The sequence below is a fragment of the uncultured Selenomonas sp. genome (assembly GCF_963528755.1).
GTDB lineage: Bacteria > Bacillota > Negativicutes > Selenomonadales > Selenomonadaceae > Selenomonas.
The window spans coordinates 33769-51143 of the sequence record NZ_CAURXA010000003.1 but is presented as its reverse complement, the minus strand read 5'-3'; the positions used below and the strand labels follow the sequence as shown (position 1 = coordinate 51143).

14 protein-coding genes are annotated in these 17375 nt (G+C 59.9%); 9 read left to right on the top strand and 5 right to left on the bottom strand.

What is annotated here, in order from left to right; genetic code table 11:
• Nucleotides 1–19: 19 nt before the first annotated feature.
• Nucleotides 20–1108 carry a 3-phosphoserine/phosphohydroxythreonine transaminase gene (serC, locus tag RWS31_RS04245; RefSeq protein ID WP_314596372.1) on the bottom strand — a complete coding sequence of 363 codons (1089 nt, stop codon included), beginning with the start codon at nucleotides 1106–1108 and terminating at the stop codon, nucleotides 20–22.
• 203 nt (nucleotides 1109–1311) lie between these two features.
• Between serC and serA the strand changes: the two genes are divergently transcribed.
• From serA to RWS31_RS04230, 3 genes are all read left to right on the top strand, one after another.
• Nucleotides 1312–2895: a phosphoglycerate dehydrogenase gene (serA, locus tag RWS31_RS04240; RefSeq protein WP_313972626.1), complete on the top strand. Its 1584-nt coding sequence runs from the start codon at nucleotides 1312–1314 to the stop codon at nucleotides 2893–2895.
• 7 nt (nucleotides 2896–2902) lie between these two features.
• Nucleotides 2903–4126, top strand: a complete 1224-nt coding sequence (gene fliB / locus RWS31_RS04235; protein WP_314596371.1) for a flagellin lysine-N-methylase — start codon at nucleotides 2903–2905, stop codon at nucleotides 4124–4126.
• A 133-nt stretch (nucleotides 4127–4259) separates the two neighbouring features.
• Nucleotides 4260–4901 (top strand): flavodoxin, encoded by a 642-nt coding sequence (locus RWS31_RS04230; RefSeq protein ID WP_314596370.1) that lies wholly within the window; start codon nucleotides 4260–4262, stop codon nucleotides 4899–4901.
• 52 nt (nucleotides 4902–4953) lie between these two features.
• Here RWS31_RS04230 and RWS31_RS04225 read toward each other — a convergent pair whose 3' ends face one another.
• The 4 genes from RWS31_RS04225 to RWS31_RS04210 are packed head-to-tail and all read right to left on the bottom strand — an operon-like array spanning nucleotide 4954 to nucleotide 9669.
• The gene (locus RWS31_RS04225; protein WP_314596369.1) at nucleotides 4954–5727 is read right to left on the bottom strand and encodes an ABC transporter ATP-binding protein; all 774 of its coding nucleotides are present in this window, start codon (nucleotides 5725–5727) and stop codon (nucleotides 4954–4956) included.
• On the bottom strand, nucleotides 5724–6485 hold the full coding sequence (locus RWS31_RS04220; RefSeq protein ID WP_314596368.1) for an ABC transporter permease: 762 nt from the start codon (nucleotides 6483–6485) through the stop codon (nucleotides 5724–5726). The genes RWS31_RS04225 and RWS31_RS04220 overlap by 4 nt, the downstream gene beginning before the upstream one ends.
• Nucleotides 6486–6499: 14 nt before the next feature.
• Entirely contained in the window at nucleotides 6500–7459 is a 960-nt protein-coding gene (locus RWS31_RS04215; protein WP_314596367.1) for an ABC transporter substrate-binding protein, read from the bottom strand.
• On the bottom strand, nucleotides 7456–9669 hold the full coding sequence (locus tag RWS31_RS04210) for a carbon monoxide dehydrogenase (RefSeq protein WP_314596366.1): 2214 nt from the start codon (nucleotides 9667–9669) through the stop codon (nucleotides 7456–7458). The genes RWS31_RS04215 and RWS31_RS04210 overlap by 4 nt, the downstream gene beginning before the upstream one ends.
• A 202-nt stretch (nucleotides 9670–9871) precedes the next feature.
• Here RWS31_RS04210 and RWS31_RS04205 point away from each other — a divergent pair, with 202 nt between their 5' ends.
• From RWS31_RS04205 to RWS31_RS04180, 6 genes are all read left to right on the top strand, one after another.
• A complete protein-coding gene (locus RWS31_RS04205; RefSeq protein ID WP_314596365.1) occupies nucleotides 9872–11767 on the top strand; it encodes a sucrose-specific PTS transporter subunit IIBC in 1896 nt (631 codons plus the stop codon).
• A gap of 4 nt (nucleotides 11768–11771) precedes the next feature.
• The gene (locus RWS31_RS04200) at nucleotides 11772–13241 is read left to right on the top strand and encodes a glycoside hydrolase family 32 protein (protein ID WP_314596364.1); all 1470 of its coding nucleotides are present in this window, start codon (nucleotides 11772–11774) and stop codon (nucleotides 13239–13241) included.
• Nucleotides 13226–14242 carry a LacI family DNA-binding transcriptional regulator gene (locus RWS31_RS04195; RefSeq protein ID WP_314596363.1) on the top strand — a complete coding sequence of 339 codons (1017 nt, stop codon included), beginning with the start codon at nucleotides 13226–13228 and terminating at the stop codon, nucleotides 14240–14242. Before RWS31_RS04200 ends, RWS31_RS04195 begins: the two co-directional genes overlap by 16 nt.
• A 151-nt stretch (nucleotides 14243–14393) precedes the next feature.
• A complete protein-coding gene (locus RWS31_RS04190) occupies nucleotides 14394–15023 on the top strand; it encodes a 4Fe-4S binding protein (protein ID WP_314596362.1) in 630 nt (209 codons plus the stop codon).
• Between the two features lie 16 nt (nucleotides 15024–15039).
• Nucleotides 15040–16590: a glycine betaine ABC transporter substrate-binding protein gene (locus RWS31_RS04185; protein ID WP_314596361.1), complete on the top strand. Its 1551-nt coding sequence runs from the start codon at nucleotides 15040–15042 to the stop codon at nucleotides 16588–16590.
• Nucleotides 16587–17315 carry an ABC transporter ATP-binding protein gene (locus RWS31_RS04180; RefSeq protein WP_314596360.1) on the top strand — a complete coding sequence of 243 codons (729 nt, stop codon included), beginning with the start codon at nucleotides 16587–16589 and terminating at the stop codon, nucleotides 17313–17315. Before RWS31_RS04185 ends, RWS31_RS04180 begins: the two co-directional genes overlap by 4 nt.
• The last annotated feature ends 60 nt before the right edge of the window (nucleotides 17316–17375 follow it).

The following is a 17375-nucleotide window of genomic DNA, read 5'->3' as shown; positions in this document are numbered from 1 at the left end:
CGGCTCTTTTGTATGTACTTTAGTTTTCCTTGCGGAACTTCTGCATGAAGTCGACGAGGGAGGCTACGCCTTCGTAGGGCATCGCGTTGTAGATCGATGCCCTCATGCCGCCAACGGAGCGGTGTCCCTTGACGCCGCCGAGTCCGTATTCTGCGGCTTCGGCGACGAATTTCTTCTCAAGCTCCTCACTCGGCAGGCGGAAGGTGACGTTCATGAAGGAGCGGCTGTCCTTGTCCGCATGCCCCTTGTAGAAGCCGTCGGAGCTGTCGATCGCATCGTAGAGCAGCGCCGCCTTCTTCTCGTTGTGCTTCGCCATCTCAGCGAGGCCGCCCTGCGCCTTGATCCATGCGGCGACCTTGCCGACCATGTAGATGCCGAAGGCGGGCGGCGTGTTGTAGAGGGAGTTCTTCTTGTAATGCGTCGAGTAGCGCAGCATTGTGGGAAGCGTCTCGGGGCTCTTTTCGAGCAGCGACTTCTTCGCGACGACGAGGCAGGTTCCGGCAGGGCCGAGGTTCTTCTGCACGCCTGCATAGATGAAGCTGAATTTCTTGAAGTCGAGGGGACGCGAGAGCATGTCGGACGACATGTCGGCAAAGAGCGGAACTTCGCCCGTCTCGGGAATGTAGTGATACTCCGTGCCGTAGATCGTGTTGTTGTAACACAGATGAAGATATGCTGCATTCGGATCGAGTTTGATTTCTTCCTGCGTCGGCACATGGCGGAAGCCGCTGTCCTTCGAGGAAGCCGCAATCTCGCCGACACCGAGGAGCGCGGCCTCGTCGTAAGCCTTCGTTGCGAAGCTGCCCGACAGCACATAGCTGCCCTTTTTCTCCTTCGTCGCATAGTTCATCGCGACCATGGCGAAAGCGAGGCTCGCGCCGCCCTGCACGAAGAGCACGTCGTAGTCGTCGCCGAGACCCATGAGCGAGAGGATGTCCGCCTTTGCCTGATTGTGCACCTCGTCGTACGCCTTGGCGCGGTGTGAGATCTCGAGGATCGACATGCCAGAGTTGCGGAAATTGAGAAACTCTGCCTGCGCTTCCTTGAGCACATCAAGCGGCAGAGTGGCAGGGCCGGGATTGAAATTGTAAATGCGATTCGCTTCCACAGAAAGACCTCCTGACAGAGTGAAAAAGTGACTCCTATACAAATATACACTCAATTCTACCCCCTTTTTCGTGTTTTCGTCAAGTGAATCTTTGTTTTCTCGGTAAGTATGCTTGCCGTACGATTGTCCACTGGATAAGTTGCTGAAAAAATGATATGATATTACCCGTGGAGTGAACATCTAGTCGTAGAGGAGCGATGGATATGAAAATTCTCGTAGCAGACGGCGTATCTCAGAAGGCGATTGACATCCTTTCCCCGAAGTTCGAGGTTGTCGAGAAGCCGAAGCTTTCGCATGAGGAGCTTCTGGACATCATCGGCGATTTCGAGGCCGTTATCGTGCGCTCGGCATCGAAAGTGACGAAGGACGTCATCGACAAGGCGGCGAAGCTCAAGATCATCGGCCGCGCGGGCGTCGGCGTCGACAACATTGACGTGGCGGCGGCGACGGCGCGCGGCATCATCGTCATCAATTCGCCGGGCGGCAATACGATCGCGGCGACGGAGCATACGATGGCGATGATGCTCGCGATGAGCCGCAACATCCCCATCGCCAACGAGACGATGCAGAAGGGCGAGTGGAATCGCAAGAAGTATGTCGGCGTCGAGCTGCGCGGCAAGACGCTCGGCGTCATCGGCATGGGGCGCATCGGCTCGGGCGTCGCCAAGCGCGCTCTCTCCTTCGATATGAACGTCATCGGCTACGATCCGTACATCAACGAGGAGCGCGCCAAGGCGATGGGCGTCGTCGTCGGTACACTCGATGAAGTGATCGAGAAGTCGGATTTCATCACGGTGCACATGCCGCTCAATCCCGATACGAAGGACATGCTCGACAAGAAAGCGATCGCACGCATGAAGAAGGGTGTGCGCCTCGTCAACTGTGCGCGCGGCGGCATCATCAACGAGCAGGATCTCGCTGACGCCGTGAAGGCGGGGCATGTCGCGGGCGCGGCGATCGACGTCTTCACGAGTGAGCCTTTGGAAGAAGGCAACCCGCTCGTCGGCGTGCCGGGCATCATCCTCACGCCGCATCTTGGCGCATCGACGGTCGAGGCGCAGATCGGCGTCGCCCTCGACGTGGCGGAGGGAATCCGCGCGGCTCTTTCGGGCGAGCCTGTCTTGACGGCGGTCAACATGGCGCCCGTCTCGGCGGACGTCATGCACGTCATCGCTCCTTATCTCGACCTCGCCGAGCGCCTTGGCTGTACGGTATGCTCGCTGGCTGACGGCGCAATCACGGAGCTTGCCGTCGAGTACAGCGGCGACATCACGGAGGTCAACACGCAGATGCTCACGACGGGCGTCATCAAGGGCATGCTGAATCCCGTCCTGGAGTTCAACGTCAACTACGTCAACGCACCGAGCCTCGCCAAGGAGCGCAGCATCAAGGTGCGCGAGGTAAAGCACAAGGAGTCGCAGGACTTCCAGAACCTCATCACCGTCTGCGTCAAGACGGCGAAGGGAGAGACGGTTGTCAAAGGCACGCTCTTCGGCACGGAAGGCCGCATCGTCTCGATCAACGGCTACCGCGTCGACGTCGATCCGCACGATCGCATCCTCATCTGCCCGCACATCAACCGCCCCGGCGTCATCGGTACGGTCGGCACGATGATGGGCGAGCGCGGCGTCAACATTTCGAGCATGCAGGTCGGCCGTACAGATAAGGAAGGAACGAACGTCATGGTGCTGACCGTCGATCACGACATCCCCGAAGATCTCTTGCAGAAGATCACCGCCGTCGACGGCATCTTCGGCGCACGCCTCGTGAACTTCCATGCCATCTGAGGAGCAGATGGTTTTCGATACCCTGCGTCCTGCCTGTGTGACAGAGTTTCGGTGCGACGGCAGCATTTGCGGCTCGAAGTGCTGTCATGGCTGGAGTGTTCCTGTAGATGAAGAGCATTATTCGCTCTATCAGAAAATCCCGAACACTAAAATTCGGCGGCGTGTTCTCTCTGCTGTCAAACGAAGCGAAAATGGTAAATATGTCATGAAACTGCGCGCTGAAGAGGGAAAAGCCTGCGCACTGATTGAGGACGATGGGCTTTGTTTCCTGCAAAAAAATCTGGGGGAGGAATACCTGTCGTCGACCTGTGCGCTTTATCCGCGAGTGGCGTATTTGCTTGGCAATATGGCGTCAGGCTCTTTGACGCTTACCTGCCCAATCGCGAGGAAACTTCTTTTGCTCGGCAAGAATCCTATGCGCCTGGAGCGCGTGCAGGCGCCGCTTTTACGCGATGCTTGCTGGGCGGTGCAGCCGAAGATGGACGCGGGCGCTTTTCGCATCGTGCAGGAGACGGCGCTTGCTCTCCTGCAGCAGCGCCGCTATGCGCTGGATGATCGCTTGGCTCTCTTGGGTTTCTTCATTGACCGTGTGGACGAGGCTCTCGGCGCGGGGACGGAGGAGCGGGAGCTGTCGGGCATCGCCGAGTTTTATCTGACGCCCTCTGCCGCAGAGCTTTTAACGTATGTGCCATTTGACAGTGCGGCGTATATGCGCTGGCTCTTCGGCTGGATGGATGAAGTCAAGAGGCGAGACTGGGATGCGCTCTTTTGGGGGCGTCGCGCAGGTATAGAGGAAGCCTCTTTCAATCAAGTGGCAGAGGTCTACGAACTGCAAGGAGAGAATAGCCTCACACGATTGGAGGCGCTTTATGCAGAATATCGGGCGCTTTATCGTGAGAAATTCTTGCCTGAACATGACCATGTTTTAGAGAACTACCTTGTCAATGAAATTTTCCTCATGGCTTTTCCGTGTAAATACGAGGGATCGCTTCTCGTCGACTGGCGGCTTCTCGTTGCGCGTTGGAAACTCTTGGAGTTTTTCCTCATCGCCTGGGTGAAGCGCTACGAGGGAGACGTTGGAGAGGAAGAGGTTTTGAGTCTCATTGAATGTGCAGAGCACAGCACAATGCACTTCCCACGCTATACAGAGGCATGGAATGCCTATATTCAAGCGGGTGAGCAGGAACTTCTCCCTTGGATGCGGCAGATGCTCGCCTGCGGCGAGTGCTGACGCACACTGCAGGTGTGATGAAAAGCAAGATGGGGAGAATATTCCTCAAAATGGAGGCGGCATAGGCATGTCGCCTCTTTTCTTGTGCCCTTATATCGTTTATAATGGAGGAGGAAAGAGAGAGGAGGCCATCATGAATTTGAGAAAAGCAATGCTGATCGGCGCTGTCTTGCTGACTGTCCTGGCTGCTGCGGCGTACAGTCTGCAAGGTTCCTTTGCCGGTTTCGGTTTTGGCGGCCCTAAGGTGCTTGTCGCGTATTTCTCTCGCGCGGGTGAGAATTATGCCGTCGGCCGCACCGAGAAGGGAAATACGGCGGCACTGGCGGAGATCATCGCCGACGAAACAGGCGGCGATCTTTTTGAGATCAAGACGAAGGAGGCGTATCCGGAGAAGCTCAAGGAGGTGCTTGAGGTCGCACGCCGTGAGCAGAAGGAGAACGCGCGGCCGGAGCTTGCGGAGAAGGTGAATCTCGCCGACTACGACATCATCTTCCTCGGCTACCCGAACTGGTGCAGCGATATGCCGATGGCGGTCTATACGTTCCTCGAAACGAATGATTTCGAGGGTAAGACGATCATTCCGTTTTCGACGTCCCTGACGGATTCTCTGACGGGAAATGAGAAGAACATTCCGCTTCATGCGAAGGGTGCGAAGGTTCTCGACGGTCTCGGCCTTGAAGGGAAGTTTGTCCACGATACGCCGAGGCTCGTGAAGCCGCTGGTCAAGGAATGGCTCGACAACCTCAAATGGAAAGAGGCTGCGAAAAGCGAATAGGGATGGGAAAGGGAAGAGGCGTCCTCTGCGCGCAGAGGATGTCTCTTCCCTTTTATATGTAGTATTCCGTCTTGTCGGCGGGCTTCAGGGAGAATTCCCGGAAGATGCGGTCACGGATGTGGAGAAAGTCGGGACTTGTGCGGTCACGTTTGCCGTGGAGGTCGACTTCGATGATGCTCTTGACCTTGCCGGGGTTCGGCGTCATGACGACGACGCGGTCGGCGAGCACGACGGCTTCGTCGATGTCGTGCGTGACGAAGATGATGGTCTTGCCCTGCTTGCGGCAGATGGCGGAAATCTCGTCCTGCAGGCTCATGCGCGTGATGGCGTCGAGGGCGGCAAACGGTTCATCCATGAAGATGATGTCGGGATCGACGGCGAGGGCGCGCGCGATGGCGACGCGCTGCTGCATGCCGCCCGAGAGTTCCGCGGGATGGTGCGAGGCGAAGCGCTCCAAGCCGACGAGGGCGAGGTAGCGGCGCGCGATCTTTGTGCGCTCTTCGGGCGCTGTGCCGAGGCTTTCAAGCCCCAGTTCGACGTTCTTTTCTACCGTGCGCCACGGCAGGAGGCCGTAGTTCTGGAAGATCGTGACGTTCTTGATGCTGGGCGAGGTGACCTCCTCGCCCGCGATGCGCACGCTGCCGCTCGATACGCGGTCAAAGCCCGCGAGCGCCGCGAGGAGCGTGCTCTTGCCGCAGCCCGAGGGGCCGAGGAGGCAGATGAATTCGCCGCGTTCGATGGCTAGGTCGACGTGGGAGAGCGCCGTGAAGCGTGTGCCCTTCTGCTCGTAGTGGCGGCAGACGTCTCGTATTTCGATGTAGCTCATGACTTCCCTCCTCGTATGCCCCAGACGCGGTAAAGCTGCCTCTCGGCAAGGCTCATGGCGCTGTCCAAGAGAAGTCCGAGAAGCCCGATTGTGAGGATTGCTGCCATCAGAAGGTCGGCTCTGAGGTTGTTTCGCGCATCGATGATGAGGAAGCCCAGCCCCGACTGGGCGCCGACCATCTCGCCGGCGACGAGGAAGACCCAGGCCGTGCCGAGGGCGAGGTGAAGCCCCGTGGCAATCTGCGGGAAGATGGCGGGCAGGATGATCTTTGTGAAGACGGCAGGCTCTTTGATGCCGAAGTTTTGCGCGACCTTCAGATAGACGGGGTCGAGCTTCTGCACGGCGGCGACAGTCGCGAGCAGCACGGGGAAGAACGCTGCGAGGAAGATGATGACGATGGCAGGCGCTTCGCCGATGCCGAAGAAGAGCACGATGAAGGGCAGCCAGGCGACGGGTGAGACGGGGCGAAGCACCTGCGCGATGGGGTTGAGGTACGCCCATAACTTGGAGTACCAGCCGAGAATGAGACCTGCAGCGAGCGCGAGGAGGACGGAGGCGAGGTAGCCGACGGCGAAGCGCACGAGGCTCGCCGCGACGTCCTCGAAGAGCACACCATCCTTGATGAGCTCGCCGAATCCCAGGAAGGCGGCGAGCGGTGAGGGGAAAAGCGCCTCGTGCCAGCCGCCAAACGCACAGATCGCCTGCCAAAAGAGGAGAGTAACGGCGGCCGCGCCGATAAGATGCCGGACGTTTTTCATAAATCACAAACCTTTCAGGGGAGAAGGCTTCGGTCGACGAAGGCTTCGTAGGGCGGCGCTTTCTGCAGCAGCCCCGCCGCTTTCATGCGTGCGGTCAATGCATCGTAGGCCTCTTCACTGATGGCGAGATCGTCGTAGGAGATCCAGCCGAAGGATTTTTCCAGCACGGCGGGCTTCGTCTTGAGAAAATGGCCAGCGATCTCCGCCTGGCTTTCGGGATGTTCGCCCAGATGTTCGCTCGCCTCCATGTATGCCTTGACCGTAGCGCGTGCAAGCTCCTCATTTTCGCGCACGAAGCCGCCGTTGAAAACGAGGGCGCAGCACGGGCTTTCGTTCCAGAGTTCGTTATCACGCGCGAAGAGCTTGCCCGCGCCGAGAGCGATGGCTTGCGAGCCGAAAGGCTCGGCGACGCAGTAGCCGGCGATTTGTTTCTGCGCGAGCGCGGCGGGCATTTCGGGCGGCGTCATCTCGACGACTTTCAGATCGCGTTCCGTCATGCCGTGGGCGGCAAGAAGCTCGTCGAGTAGCAGCTTGTGCGTCGATTGCTTGTGCGGGATGGCGAAGACTTTGCCCTTGAGGTCTTCGACGCGTTCGATCTCGGGCAGGGTGACGACGATGTTGCCGTCCTTATGCCCGAGAGTCGCCGCCTTGAGATCGATGCCCTGTTCGCGCGCTTTGACGGCAAGCTCGATGAGCACCGAGGCGCCGTCGACGCGCCCTGTGTTGAGCGCGTCCATAAGCTCGGGCCATGAACCGTACTTGATCAGCTCGATCCGGACAGGACCGTCGGGCGATTCCATTTCCTTTTCGGCAAAGAGCGGCAAGGCATGGGTGGTCGGCAGGTAGGCGAGGCGTACGGTGCGCATGTCTCGCGGCTCGGCTTCGCTTCGATAGCTGCCGAAGGCGGCGAGTGCGCCGACGATGACAAGGAGCGAAGCGAGGACGAGGATGCGCTTTCTTGCTGCTTGTTTCATGCGTTTGCCGCCTTCGCTGCCGGGATGGAATCCGTCTTGCCGCTCTCTTCCGGGGCGGAAAGCTGCAGCGGTGCGCACGCCTTCCAGCCGAGCGCCCGACGCGCTTCGTCGATGTCTTCGAGCATTTTCTTCGCGAGCGCCTTGGGATCGGTGATGACCGTCATGACGGCGCCGAGCGTTTCCTGCGTGTCCTTCTTGAGGAAGTTCTCGACGTTCGTCGAGCCCTGTACGGGCGGTTCGACGCAGTGGTAGGAGTTGATGCCGAAGAGACGGAAGGCGAGCGAGGCGTCAAGTCCCTTCTCGTTCGCCCACTCGGGACTCGCAAACGCGAACGGCATGTCCTTGATGTCCTTGCCTGCCGCTGCTGCCGTGCCGCCGAGGATCGTCGAGGCGCGCGTGTTGTCGACGCACTCGCCCATGTGCCATACGGGCGGCTGGTCGTCGCCGAGGAATTCGCGCAGATTCCTGCCCGTCTTGGCGAGCGCCGAGAGGCTGCAGTAGCCAAGCTTCAAGAGCGGGAACGAGGCGCAGCCATTGGTGAAGATGAGGACGTCGTTCTTTATCAGCTCCTCAGCGATGTCGATGATGGCGCGCTCGTAGACGACGCGCGGGTTGTTGCAGCCGACCATGTTGACGATGCCGCGGATCTTGCCGCTCTTCAGCGCTTCTGCAATCGCGCCGAATCCCTTGTAGCGCTCGCTGACGGATTCGGCGCTGAAGCCGATTTCCGCCGTGACCTCGTAGGCTGGGATGAAGACGGGCACATCGCGCCGCGCGGCGAAGCTCTCGATGGCGCGCGTGACGATCTTGCGTGCGATCTTCTCCGTGTCGGCGACGTTCGAGTGATGGTGGTCGTAGGCGTAGTGCTCCGCGCCAGGGAGACGAGCCGCATCGCTCGTCGTGACGACGGTCGTCTTGAAGCAGCGCGCCACGTCCATGATAGAAGGGAAGACATCCTGTACGTCGGCGACCCAGAGATCGAGCGCACCCGTGCCGAGCACGAGCTCTGCGCCGACGGCGTTCGAGAGCGGGATGACGCCTTCGTAGCGGTACATGGCGGCGAGGCACGAACAGCAGATGCCGTAGAACTGGATGCCCTCTGCGCCGTGCTTCTTCGCGAGGTCGATGAATTCCTGCGTACGGCCGATGCGCACGATCTCGCTGACGAGCGTCGGCAGGTGGCCGTGCACGGCGATGTTGACCCAGCCTTTCTTGAGTGCGCCGACGTTGACCTTCGAGGTCGCGCGATGACCGACGCCGAAGAGCGCGTCGGTCGCGATGTTGGCGGCGACGACGCCCGTGTAGCAGAAGGCGAGGCCGCAGCGCAGGAATTGCTTCATGACGCTCTGCCAATCGCCGTCCGTGCCGCAGCCCGTGCGGTGGAAGGCGTCGAAGACCTCGTTGTAGGCGCTGATCGGCAGGATGTCGAGCTTCTGCCAGACCTCTTTTCGTTCGGCGGGAGCGAGCGCAGCGATGGAGCGATATTCTTCGGGCAGGGCGCGCGAGAGGTCAGCGAGCAGCACGTCGGCGAGGCGGCTCGCGAGGCGGCGCGTGCTCTGACCGCGCGTATTGATGCCGAAGGCACGGCAGACCTCGCGGATGCGGTTTGCTCCGAGGAGCGGCAGTTTGAGCTTGCCTTCGGCGGCGAACTTCAGCGACAGCAGCACTTCGCGCGCGTGTGCGCCGTGCTGGGCGACGCCGCCCGCAGCGCTCCGAAGGAGGTTGCGCGAGACGATGAGATCAGCATCGGCGCCGCAGACGCCGCGCGGGCTCTTCGCCGTGATCTTGCACGGCCCCATGTTGCAGTTCTTGCAGCAGACGCCGGCGAGGCCGAAGGAACACTGCGGCTTCTGCTGATCGAAGCGGTCGAACGCCGTATCGCAGCCGATCTGTTCCATGTGCAGCAGCATCTCGCGCACAGCGGGATCGGGCGTCTTGTCGAGCACATCCTGCTTCGAGGCGAATGTCTTGCGGTAGGCGGAGACCGCCTGCATGTAGTCGTTGACGCCGCCGTGCGTGTGCGGATGCGCCGCGTCGTGCGTGTGCGGCTGCCAGGCAGGGTGCGCGTGGTCATGATCATGTGTGTGCTCATGGTCGTGCGTGTGGCCATGCGCTTGTTCGTGGTCATGACTATGGCTGTGGATATGGATATGGCTATGGCTATGGTCGTGGCTGTGCGTGTGCTCGTGGCTGTCAGTCATCTTCTTCATGTCGGCGCTCCTTTTTTGCAGAAGGTATTATTCATACATGTTTAGTATACAATAGACATAATATAACATACTGGATTACGTGTCAATGGGGGCGGAAAAATTCTTTTGCTGTGCATTCCTTCTAATCTATTGACAATGATTCTTGCGCGGGGTAAGATAAAAGTGGAGTTATGAAACCGATTTCATAGAAAGGGGAATGAGAATGGCGGACTTATTGTTGGAAAGCCCCTTGGAGGGCGAGCTTATCGCCCTCAAGGAGGTCAATGATCCTGCGTTCGCCAGTGAGGCCATGGGGCGCGGCGCGGCGGTCAAGAATCCGCAGGGCAAGGTTCGCGCGCCATTCGACGGCGAGGTCACGGTGCTCTTTCCGACGAAGCATGCAATCGGCCTTCATTCGACGGAGGGCGTCGACCTGCTCATTCACGTCGGACTCGACACGGTGAACCTTGAGGGCAAGCACTTCACGGCGCATGTGGAGCAGGGGGCGCAGATCAAGAAGGGCGATCTCCTCATCGAGTTCGACGAGGCGGCGATTCGCGCGGCCGGCTACGATACGACGACGCCCATCGTCGTGACGAATGCGGCGGACTACGGCACGATTACGCTCTCTTTGGGTGCACAGAAGGTCTCCTCGCCGGGCGAAGGCGAGGAAGAGGCAAGCGAGGCGGCAGCGCCTGCAGCGGCGGGAATACCTGCGGCGGCTGCAGCACCGGCAGGGCCGAATCCCGCCTACGCCTCGATGCCTGCTGAGGAGCGCGTGGCGCGAGAGATTCTCGACCACATCGGCGGCATGGCGAACATCCGCTCCGCCGAGCACTGCGCGACGCGTCTGCGGCTGATCTTGAACGACAAGGATAAGATCGAGGACAAGGCGGTCGAGAACATCGACGGCGTCAAGGGGCAGTTCTTCGCGGCTGCACAGTACCAGATCATTCTCGGCACGGGCTTCGTCAACAAGGTCTACGACGTGCTCGTCGGCATGAATCCCGCGCTCGCGGGCGGCTCCAACAAGGAAGCCGCCTATGAGCAGATGACGACGGCGCAGAAGATTTCGCGCACGTTCGGCGACGTCTTCGTGCCGATCATTCCCGTGCTCGTCGCTACCGGTCTTTTCATGGGTCTGCGCGGCATGCTGCAGAACCTCGGCGTCGAGATGAGCGACAACCTCGTGCGCATGAGCCAGATCCTGACGGATACGGCGTTCGCCTTCCTGCCGGCGCTCGTCTGCTGGTCGACGATGAAGAAGTTCGGCGGCACACCTGTCATCGGCATCGTCCTCGGACTCATGCTCGTTGCGCCGCAATTGCCGAATGCCTACGCGATCGCGGGCGGGGAAGCGCAGCCCATCTACATGAATCTCTTGGGGCTTTCGATTCCCGTCGTCGGTTACCAAGGATCGGTCTTGCCGGCGCTTGTCCTCGGCATCCTTGCCGCAAAGGTTGAAGCGGGACTCAAGAAGTTCATCCCCGATGTCGTCGATCTCATCTTCACGCCGTTCCTCACGCTCTTTTCGTGCATGATCGTCGGCCTTCTCATCGTCGGCCCCATCATGCACACGCTGGAACTCGCCGTGTTCGGCGCGGTGCGTGCGTTCCTTGAACTGCCGTTCGGCATCGGCGGCTTCATCGTCGGCGGACTGCATCAGGTCATTGTCGTCAGCGGCATCCACCATGTATTCAACGCGCTTGAGATTCAGCTCCTCGCCTCGACGGGGCGCGACGCCTTCAACGCGATCATCACGGGCGCGATCATCGCGCAGGGCGGCGCTGCCGTCGCCGTCGCGGCACGCACGAAGAATAAGAAGAAGCGCGCCCTCTACATCTCGTCGGCGATTCCGGCGTTCCTCGGCATCACGGAGCCGGCGATTTTCGGCATCAACCTGCGCTTCATGAAGCCCTTCCTCTACGCGCTCGCGGGCGGCGCCTGCGCGGGAGCGGCGTCGGGCATCATGCATCTCGCGGGCACGGGCATGGGCGTGACGGTTCTGCCGGGCACGCTGCTCTACATGGATCATCTCCTCGAATACCTGATCGTCAATGTCATCGGCTTTGGCATCGCTTTCGGCCTGACGTACACGCTCTTCGATCCGAAGGAGTGAGATCATGGCAAAAGAAGCGTTCGACAAGGCGTTTGACAAGGAAGCGATCGACGCGAAGGTGCGCGAGGGATTTCCCCTGCAGCACCGCTGGCACAACGACTTTCATCTCGAAATGCCGTTCGGCCTCGTCAACGATCCCAACGGGCTTTCGTGGTTTGAGGGAAAGTACCACATCTTCTTTCAGTGGAATCCCTTGGGCGTCGAGCACAAGCACAAGTGCTGGGGGCATGTGGAAACCGAGGATTTCGTGCATTACAGCCTGCCTGGGCTTGCGCTCTGGCCGAGCGACGTGCACGACAAGGACGGCTGTTACTCGGGCGCGGGCTTCGTCGAGGACGACGCCCTGCGCCTCGTCTACACGTGCAACCGCAAGGAGGACGGCGTGCGCACGCCTGCGCAGAGACTCGCCACGTGGCAGCCGGAAAAGGGGATCGCGCAGAAGGATGAAATCATCATCGAGCACGAGCCGAAAGGCTATACGGCGCATTTTCGCGATCCGAGCCGCTTCGTAAAGGACGGGCGCGAGTTCCTCGTGCTCGGCGCGCAGACGGCAGAAGAGAAGGGACGCGCCGTGCTCTACGAGAAAAAGGAGGGCGCGTGGCAGCTTGCGGGCGAGATTGAGACGGAGCTATCGGACTTCGGCTACATGTGGGAGTGCCCGACGCTCCTGCAGCTCGCGGAAGGCGATGTGCTGCTCTTCTCGCCGCAGGGGCTTCCCGTCGAGGACTATCGCTGGCAGAACCTCTACCAGTCGGGCTACGTCGCAGGAAAGCTCGACGTCGATGCGCTGAAACTGCAGCACGGCGCATTTCATGAGCTTGATCACGGGTTCGATTTTTATGCGCCGCAGGCGTTCGTGCACGAGGGGCGTGCGATTCTCTTCGGCTGGATGGGAATGCCCGAGCGCGAGGAAGAGTACCCGACGCGCGAAGAGGGCTGGCTCTTCTCGCTGACAATGCCGCGAGAGGTGCGACTTTCGGACGGCAGGCTCTTTTTTGCGCCGCTTGAAGAGATGAAGGCTCTTCGCAAGGGCGCGGCGCAGAAGTTCGGCGCTTGCCGGGCAGAAGAGTTGGGGCAGGATCTCGCGGAGAAGTCGGAAATCGAAATGGAACTTGCCTTCGGCGATGCGCAGGAGGTGCATGTCGATCTCGTTTATAGGGAGGCAGGCGAATATGTGCGGCTTTCCTATATGCGGCCGACCGCCGTCATGACGCTCGACCGTACGGGAATGCGGCTCGGCGGGCGCGGCGTGCGCCGCTTCCGGCTCGCTGTGCGCGATTCGCTGAAACTGCACATCTATCAGGACAAGACCGCCGTTGAAGTCTTCTTCCAAGACGGCGAGGAAGCTGCCTCCTTCTTCGTCTTTCCGACGAAGAAGGAGAAGCCGAAGCTCGTGATCTCGGCGGATAGGAAGCTCGAACGCATAGAGGGAAGTTTGTGGGAATTGGGGGAATTTACATGGAACGCAAGGTGACGATCCAGGATATCGCAGCGATTGCCGAGGTATCGAAGAGCACGGTTTCACGCTATTTGAACCATGGCTACGTGAGCGAGGAGAAGGCGGAGCGCATCCAGAAGGCGATCGCGGCGACGGGATTTTCCTCGAACGCCTTCGCGCGTCGGCTGAAGGCGAAGAAGAGCGGCGTGATCGGCATCGTCATGCCGCGCGTCGATTCGCCGACGGGCGGCAAGCTGCTCACGGGAATTGCGAAGGCGTTCGACGAGGTCGGCTGCCGGACATTGTTCGAATCCTCGTTTCTGGAAATGCCGCGTGAAATCAAGAATATCGAGCATCTCGCGCAGTTCGGCGTTGACGGCATCCTCGTATCTTCTCTCGGCATCACGGACGAGCATATCGCGCTTGTCAAGGAACTGAAAGAGCGGGACATACCTGTGCTCTTCATCGGACAGCAGCATGAGAAGGTGCGCTATATCAAGGCCGACGATTTCGGCGCGGGACGCCTGCTCGGCGACTACATCCGCCGCATGGGGCATGAGCGCGTCGTCTTCGTGGGCGTCACGGAGAAGGACAAGGCCGTCGGCGTCGCGCGCAAGGACGGCTTCGTCGAGGTCTTCTCGCGCGGCAACCGCAATGCGAGCGTGAATTTCGTGGAGACGGACTTCGGCTTTGACGACTCCTATAAGAAGAGCGAGGAGATTTTCGCCTATCGCCCCAGCGCCGTCATCTGCGCGACGGACGGACTGGCCATCGGCGTCATGCGTGCGCTGCATGAGAACGGCGTCGCCGTGCCCGGAGAAGTCTCCGTCGTGGGCTTCGGCGGCTACGAACTGGGCGCTGTGACGTATCCGCCGCTGACGACCGTCGCTTTCGACTACGAAGCGCTCGGCCGCCGCGCGGCGAAGATGCTGTTGAAGATGCTTGCAGGAGAAGTCGTCGAATCCGTCAGCGACTTCCCCGCCCAACTCATCGAGCGCGGCAGCGTCGGCAAGGTGCTTTGGGGCAGTGAGAGGTAAGCAAGATGAAGAAAACCCACCTACGATTGTGAGTCGAAGGCGGGTTTTCTGTTTTTCGAGTGACAATGGGGACGAAGCCGATAAGAGAAAAAATGTTTCGTATGGCGAGTTTTATGCTACAATGAATATATGAATGAAAGGAAGCGATAGCATGATGGGTGTTCAAGAGTATCTGGAAATCCTGCGCAATATCCGTGACTGCGCCTTTGCGACCGTCGATTGCACGGGAGCGCCCACCGTGCGCATCATCGACGTGATGCTGGTGGAAGAGGGGCGGCTTTACTTCTGCACGGCGCGCGGCAAGAATTTCTATGCCGAGCTTATGGCGAACCCTGCCGTCGCTGTTACGGGGCTTAACAAGGAATGGCAGACGGTACGTCTTACGGGACGCGCCGAAAGGCTTGCGGACAGCGAGCAGAAGGCGATGATCGACCGTATCTTTCATGAGAATCCCTCGATGGAGGGTGTCTATCCGGGCGAGGCGCGTTACATCCTCGAAGCCTTCGTCATCGCGGAGGGCAGACTCGAATTTTTCGACCTCGGCAAGAGTCCAATCTGTCGTGAGAGCAGTTCCTTCGGCCGTGCAGAGCGCGAGGAAAAGGGCTTTCGCATCACTGAGAACTGCATCGGCTGCGGCACCTGCGCGGCGGTCTGTCCGCAGCAGTGCATCGCGGAAGGTGAGCCGTACAAGATTGCGGCCGCACACTGCCTGCACTGCGGACTTTGTTTTGAAAGCTGTCCTGTGGAAGCGATCGAAAGGCTGGGCGGCGAGGCGCATTGACTGAGGAGGAATCCCCATGTTTGCAGAGATGATACGACTTTTCCATGAGCGCAGCGATTTTTTCCTGCAGCTTACCCTGGAGCATATTGCCATAGCGCTGGTGGCAATCGTCCTTGCCATCGTGATTGGCGGCGCGATGGGCATTTTGATCGCCGAGGTTGACCGCATGGCGCAGCCGACGCTTCTCGTTGTCAATTTTCTCTACACGATTCCGTCAATCGCGATGTTCGGCTTTCTCCTGCCTTTTTCGGGCATCGGCAACACGACGGCGATCATCGCCTTGACGCTCTACGCGCTCTTGCCGATGGTGAAGAATACGCATACGGGCTTGAAGAATGTCGATCCGCTCCTCATCGAGGCGGCGGTCGGCATGGGATCGACGCGCTTTCAGGTGCTCAGGCGCATCGCCCTGCCGCTCGCCATGCCCGTCATTCTCGCAGGCATCCGCAACATGACGACGATGACAATCGCGCTCGCGGGCATCGCGTCCTTCATCGGTGCGGGCGGCCTCGGCATCGCCATCTACCGCGGCATCACGACGAACAATGCGGCGCTCGCCTTCGACGGCTCGCTCCTCATCGCCTGTCTGGCACTCCTGGCTGATACCGTTCTTGCTCGCCTCGAAAAGCGTGTCTTTCTCCGCCGAAGCGATACGAGGGGGCGGAGGAGACGTTCGTGGCGGCGTCTAGCGGCGATTTCCCTCGCGCTCGTCGCAGCGGGCGGCGCTTATGCGTTCTTCCAGAGCACGAAGGCTACCGTCATCCGCATCGCGACGAAGCCGATGACGGAGCAGCTGATTCTCGGAGAAATGCTCAAACTCGTCATCGAGCAGAACAGCAGCTTGAAGGTCGCCCTGACACCGGGCGTCGGCGGCGGCACATCGAACATCATGCCGGCGATGGAGCACGGCGATTTCGACATCTATCCCGAGTATACGGGAACGGGCTGGCTGCAGGTCTTGAAACGCACGGACGCTTACGACGAATCGCGCTTTGCCGAGCTGCAGGAAGAGTATCGCAATCGTTATCACATGGAGTGGCTCGGCATGACGGGCTTCAACGATACCTTCGGCATCGCCGTGCGGCGTGATCTCGCCGAGCGGTATCAGCTCAGGACGTATTCCGACCTCGCACGCGTCGCAGACAAGATGAATTTTGGCGCCGAGTATGATTTCTTCGAGCGCGAGGACGGCTTCCCTGCGATGTGTCGCGCTTACGGCATGAACTTCGCTTCGACCGTCGATATCGACATCGGTCTCAAGTATCAGGCGCTCGACGAGGGCAAGCTCGATTCGATGATCGTCTTCACGACGGACGGGCGGCTTTCCAAGGTCAATGGAATCGTGCTTGAAGATGACAAGAAATTTTTTACTTCGTATGAATGCGGCATGGTCGTGCGCGAAGAGGCGCTCTCAGTACATCCTGAACTTCGCGCTTTGCTCGCGCATTTCGACGGGCTGATTTCGGAAGCGGAGATGGCAGAGATGAACGACGCGGTCGAGTCGGGCGGCGAGGAGCCGCGCGCGGTTGCACGCCGCTTCTTGGAAGAAAAGGGGGTGCTCCGATGAGCGCGGTCATCACGTTTCGCAATGTAAGTAAATCGTATGGAGGGGCGGAGGCCGTCCGTGACCTGAGTCTTTCCATCGAGACGGGCGAGTTCATCACGGTGCTCGGGGCATCGGGCGGCGGCAAGACGACGTTTCTCAAGATGATCAACGGACTCGTCGAACCGACTTCGGGCGAGATCACGGTGCTCGGCGAAAGCCTCAAGACAGCGGATCTCGTGCAGCTGCGCCGCAAGATCGGCTATGCGATTCAGGGCAGCGTGCTCTTCCCGCATCTGACGGTCGAGGAAAACATCGCCTATGTGCCGAACCTTTGGAACAAGAGCGACAAGGCACGCACGAAAAAGGCCGTGGCGAAGTGGATGGCGATCGTCGGCCTTGCCGCAGAGCTTGGCGAACGCTATCCCGCTGAGCTTTCGGGCGGGCAGCAGCAGCGCGTCGGTATCGCGCGCGCCTTGGCGGCATCGCCCGAGCTTCTGCTGATGGATGAGCCGTTCGGCGCAGTCGACGCTCTCCTTCGCCGCCAGCTGCAGGACGAGATACGCGCCATTCATGCGCGCGGCGGTCTCACGATCGTCTTCGTCACGCACGATGTCGAAGAAGCTCTGCGCCTTGGCACGCGCGTCCTCATTTTGAAGGATGGCTGCATCGAGCAGTTCGCCGCGCCCGAGGAGATCGAGGAGAGTCCTGCGACGGACTTCGTGCGGCAGCTTGTGGAAAAAGTGTAGGGCGTATAGGCAGGAAGCGCTGCCTGTGGTACGGCGGCGCTTTTGCGTCATGAGAATCTT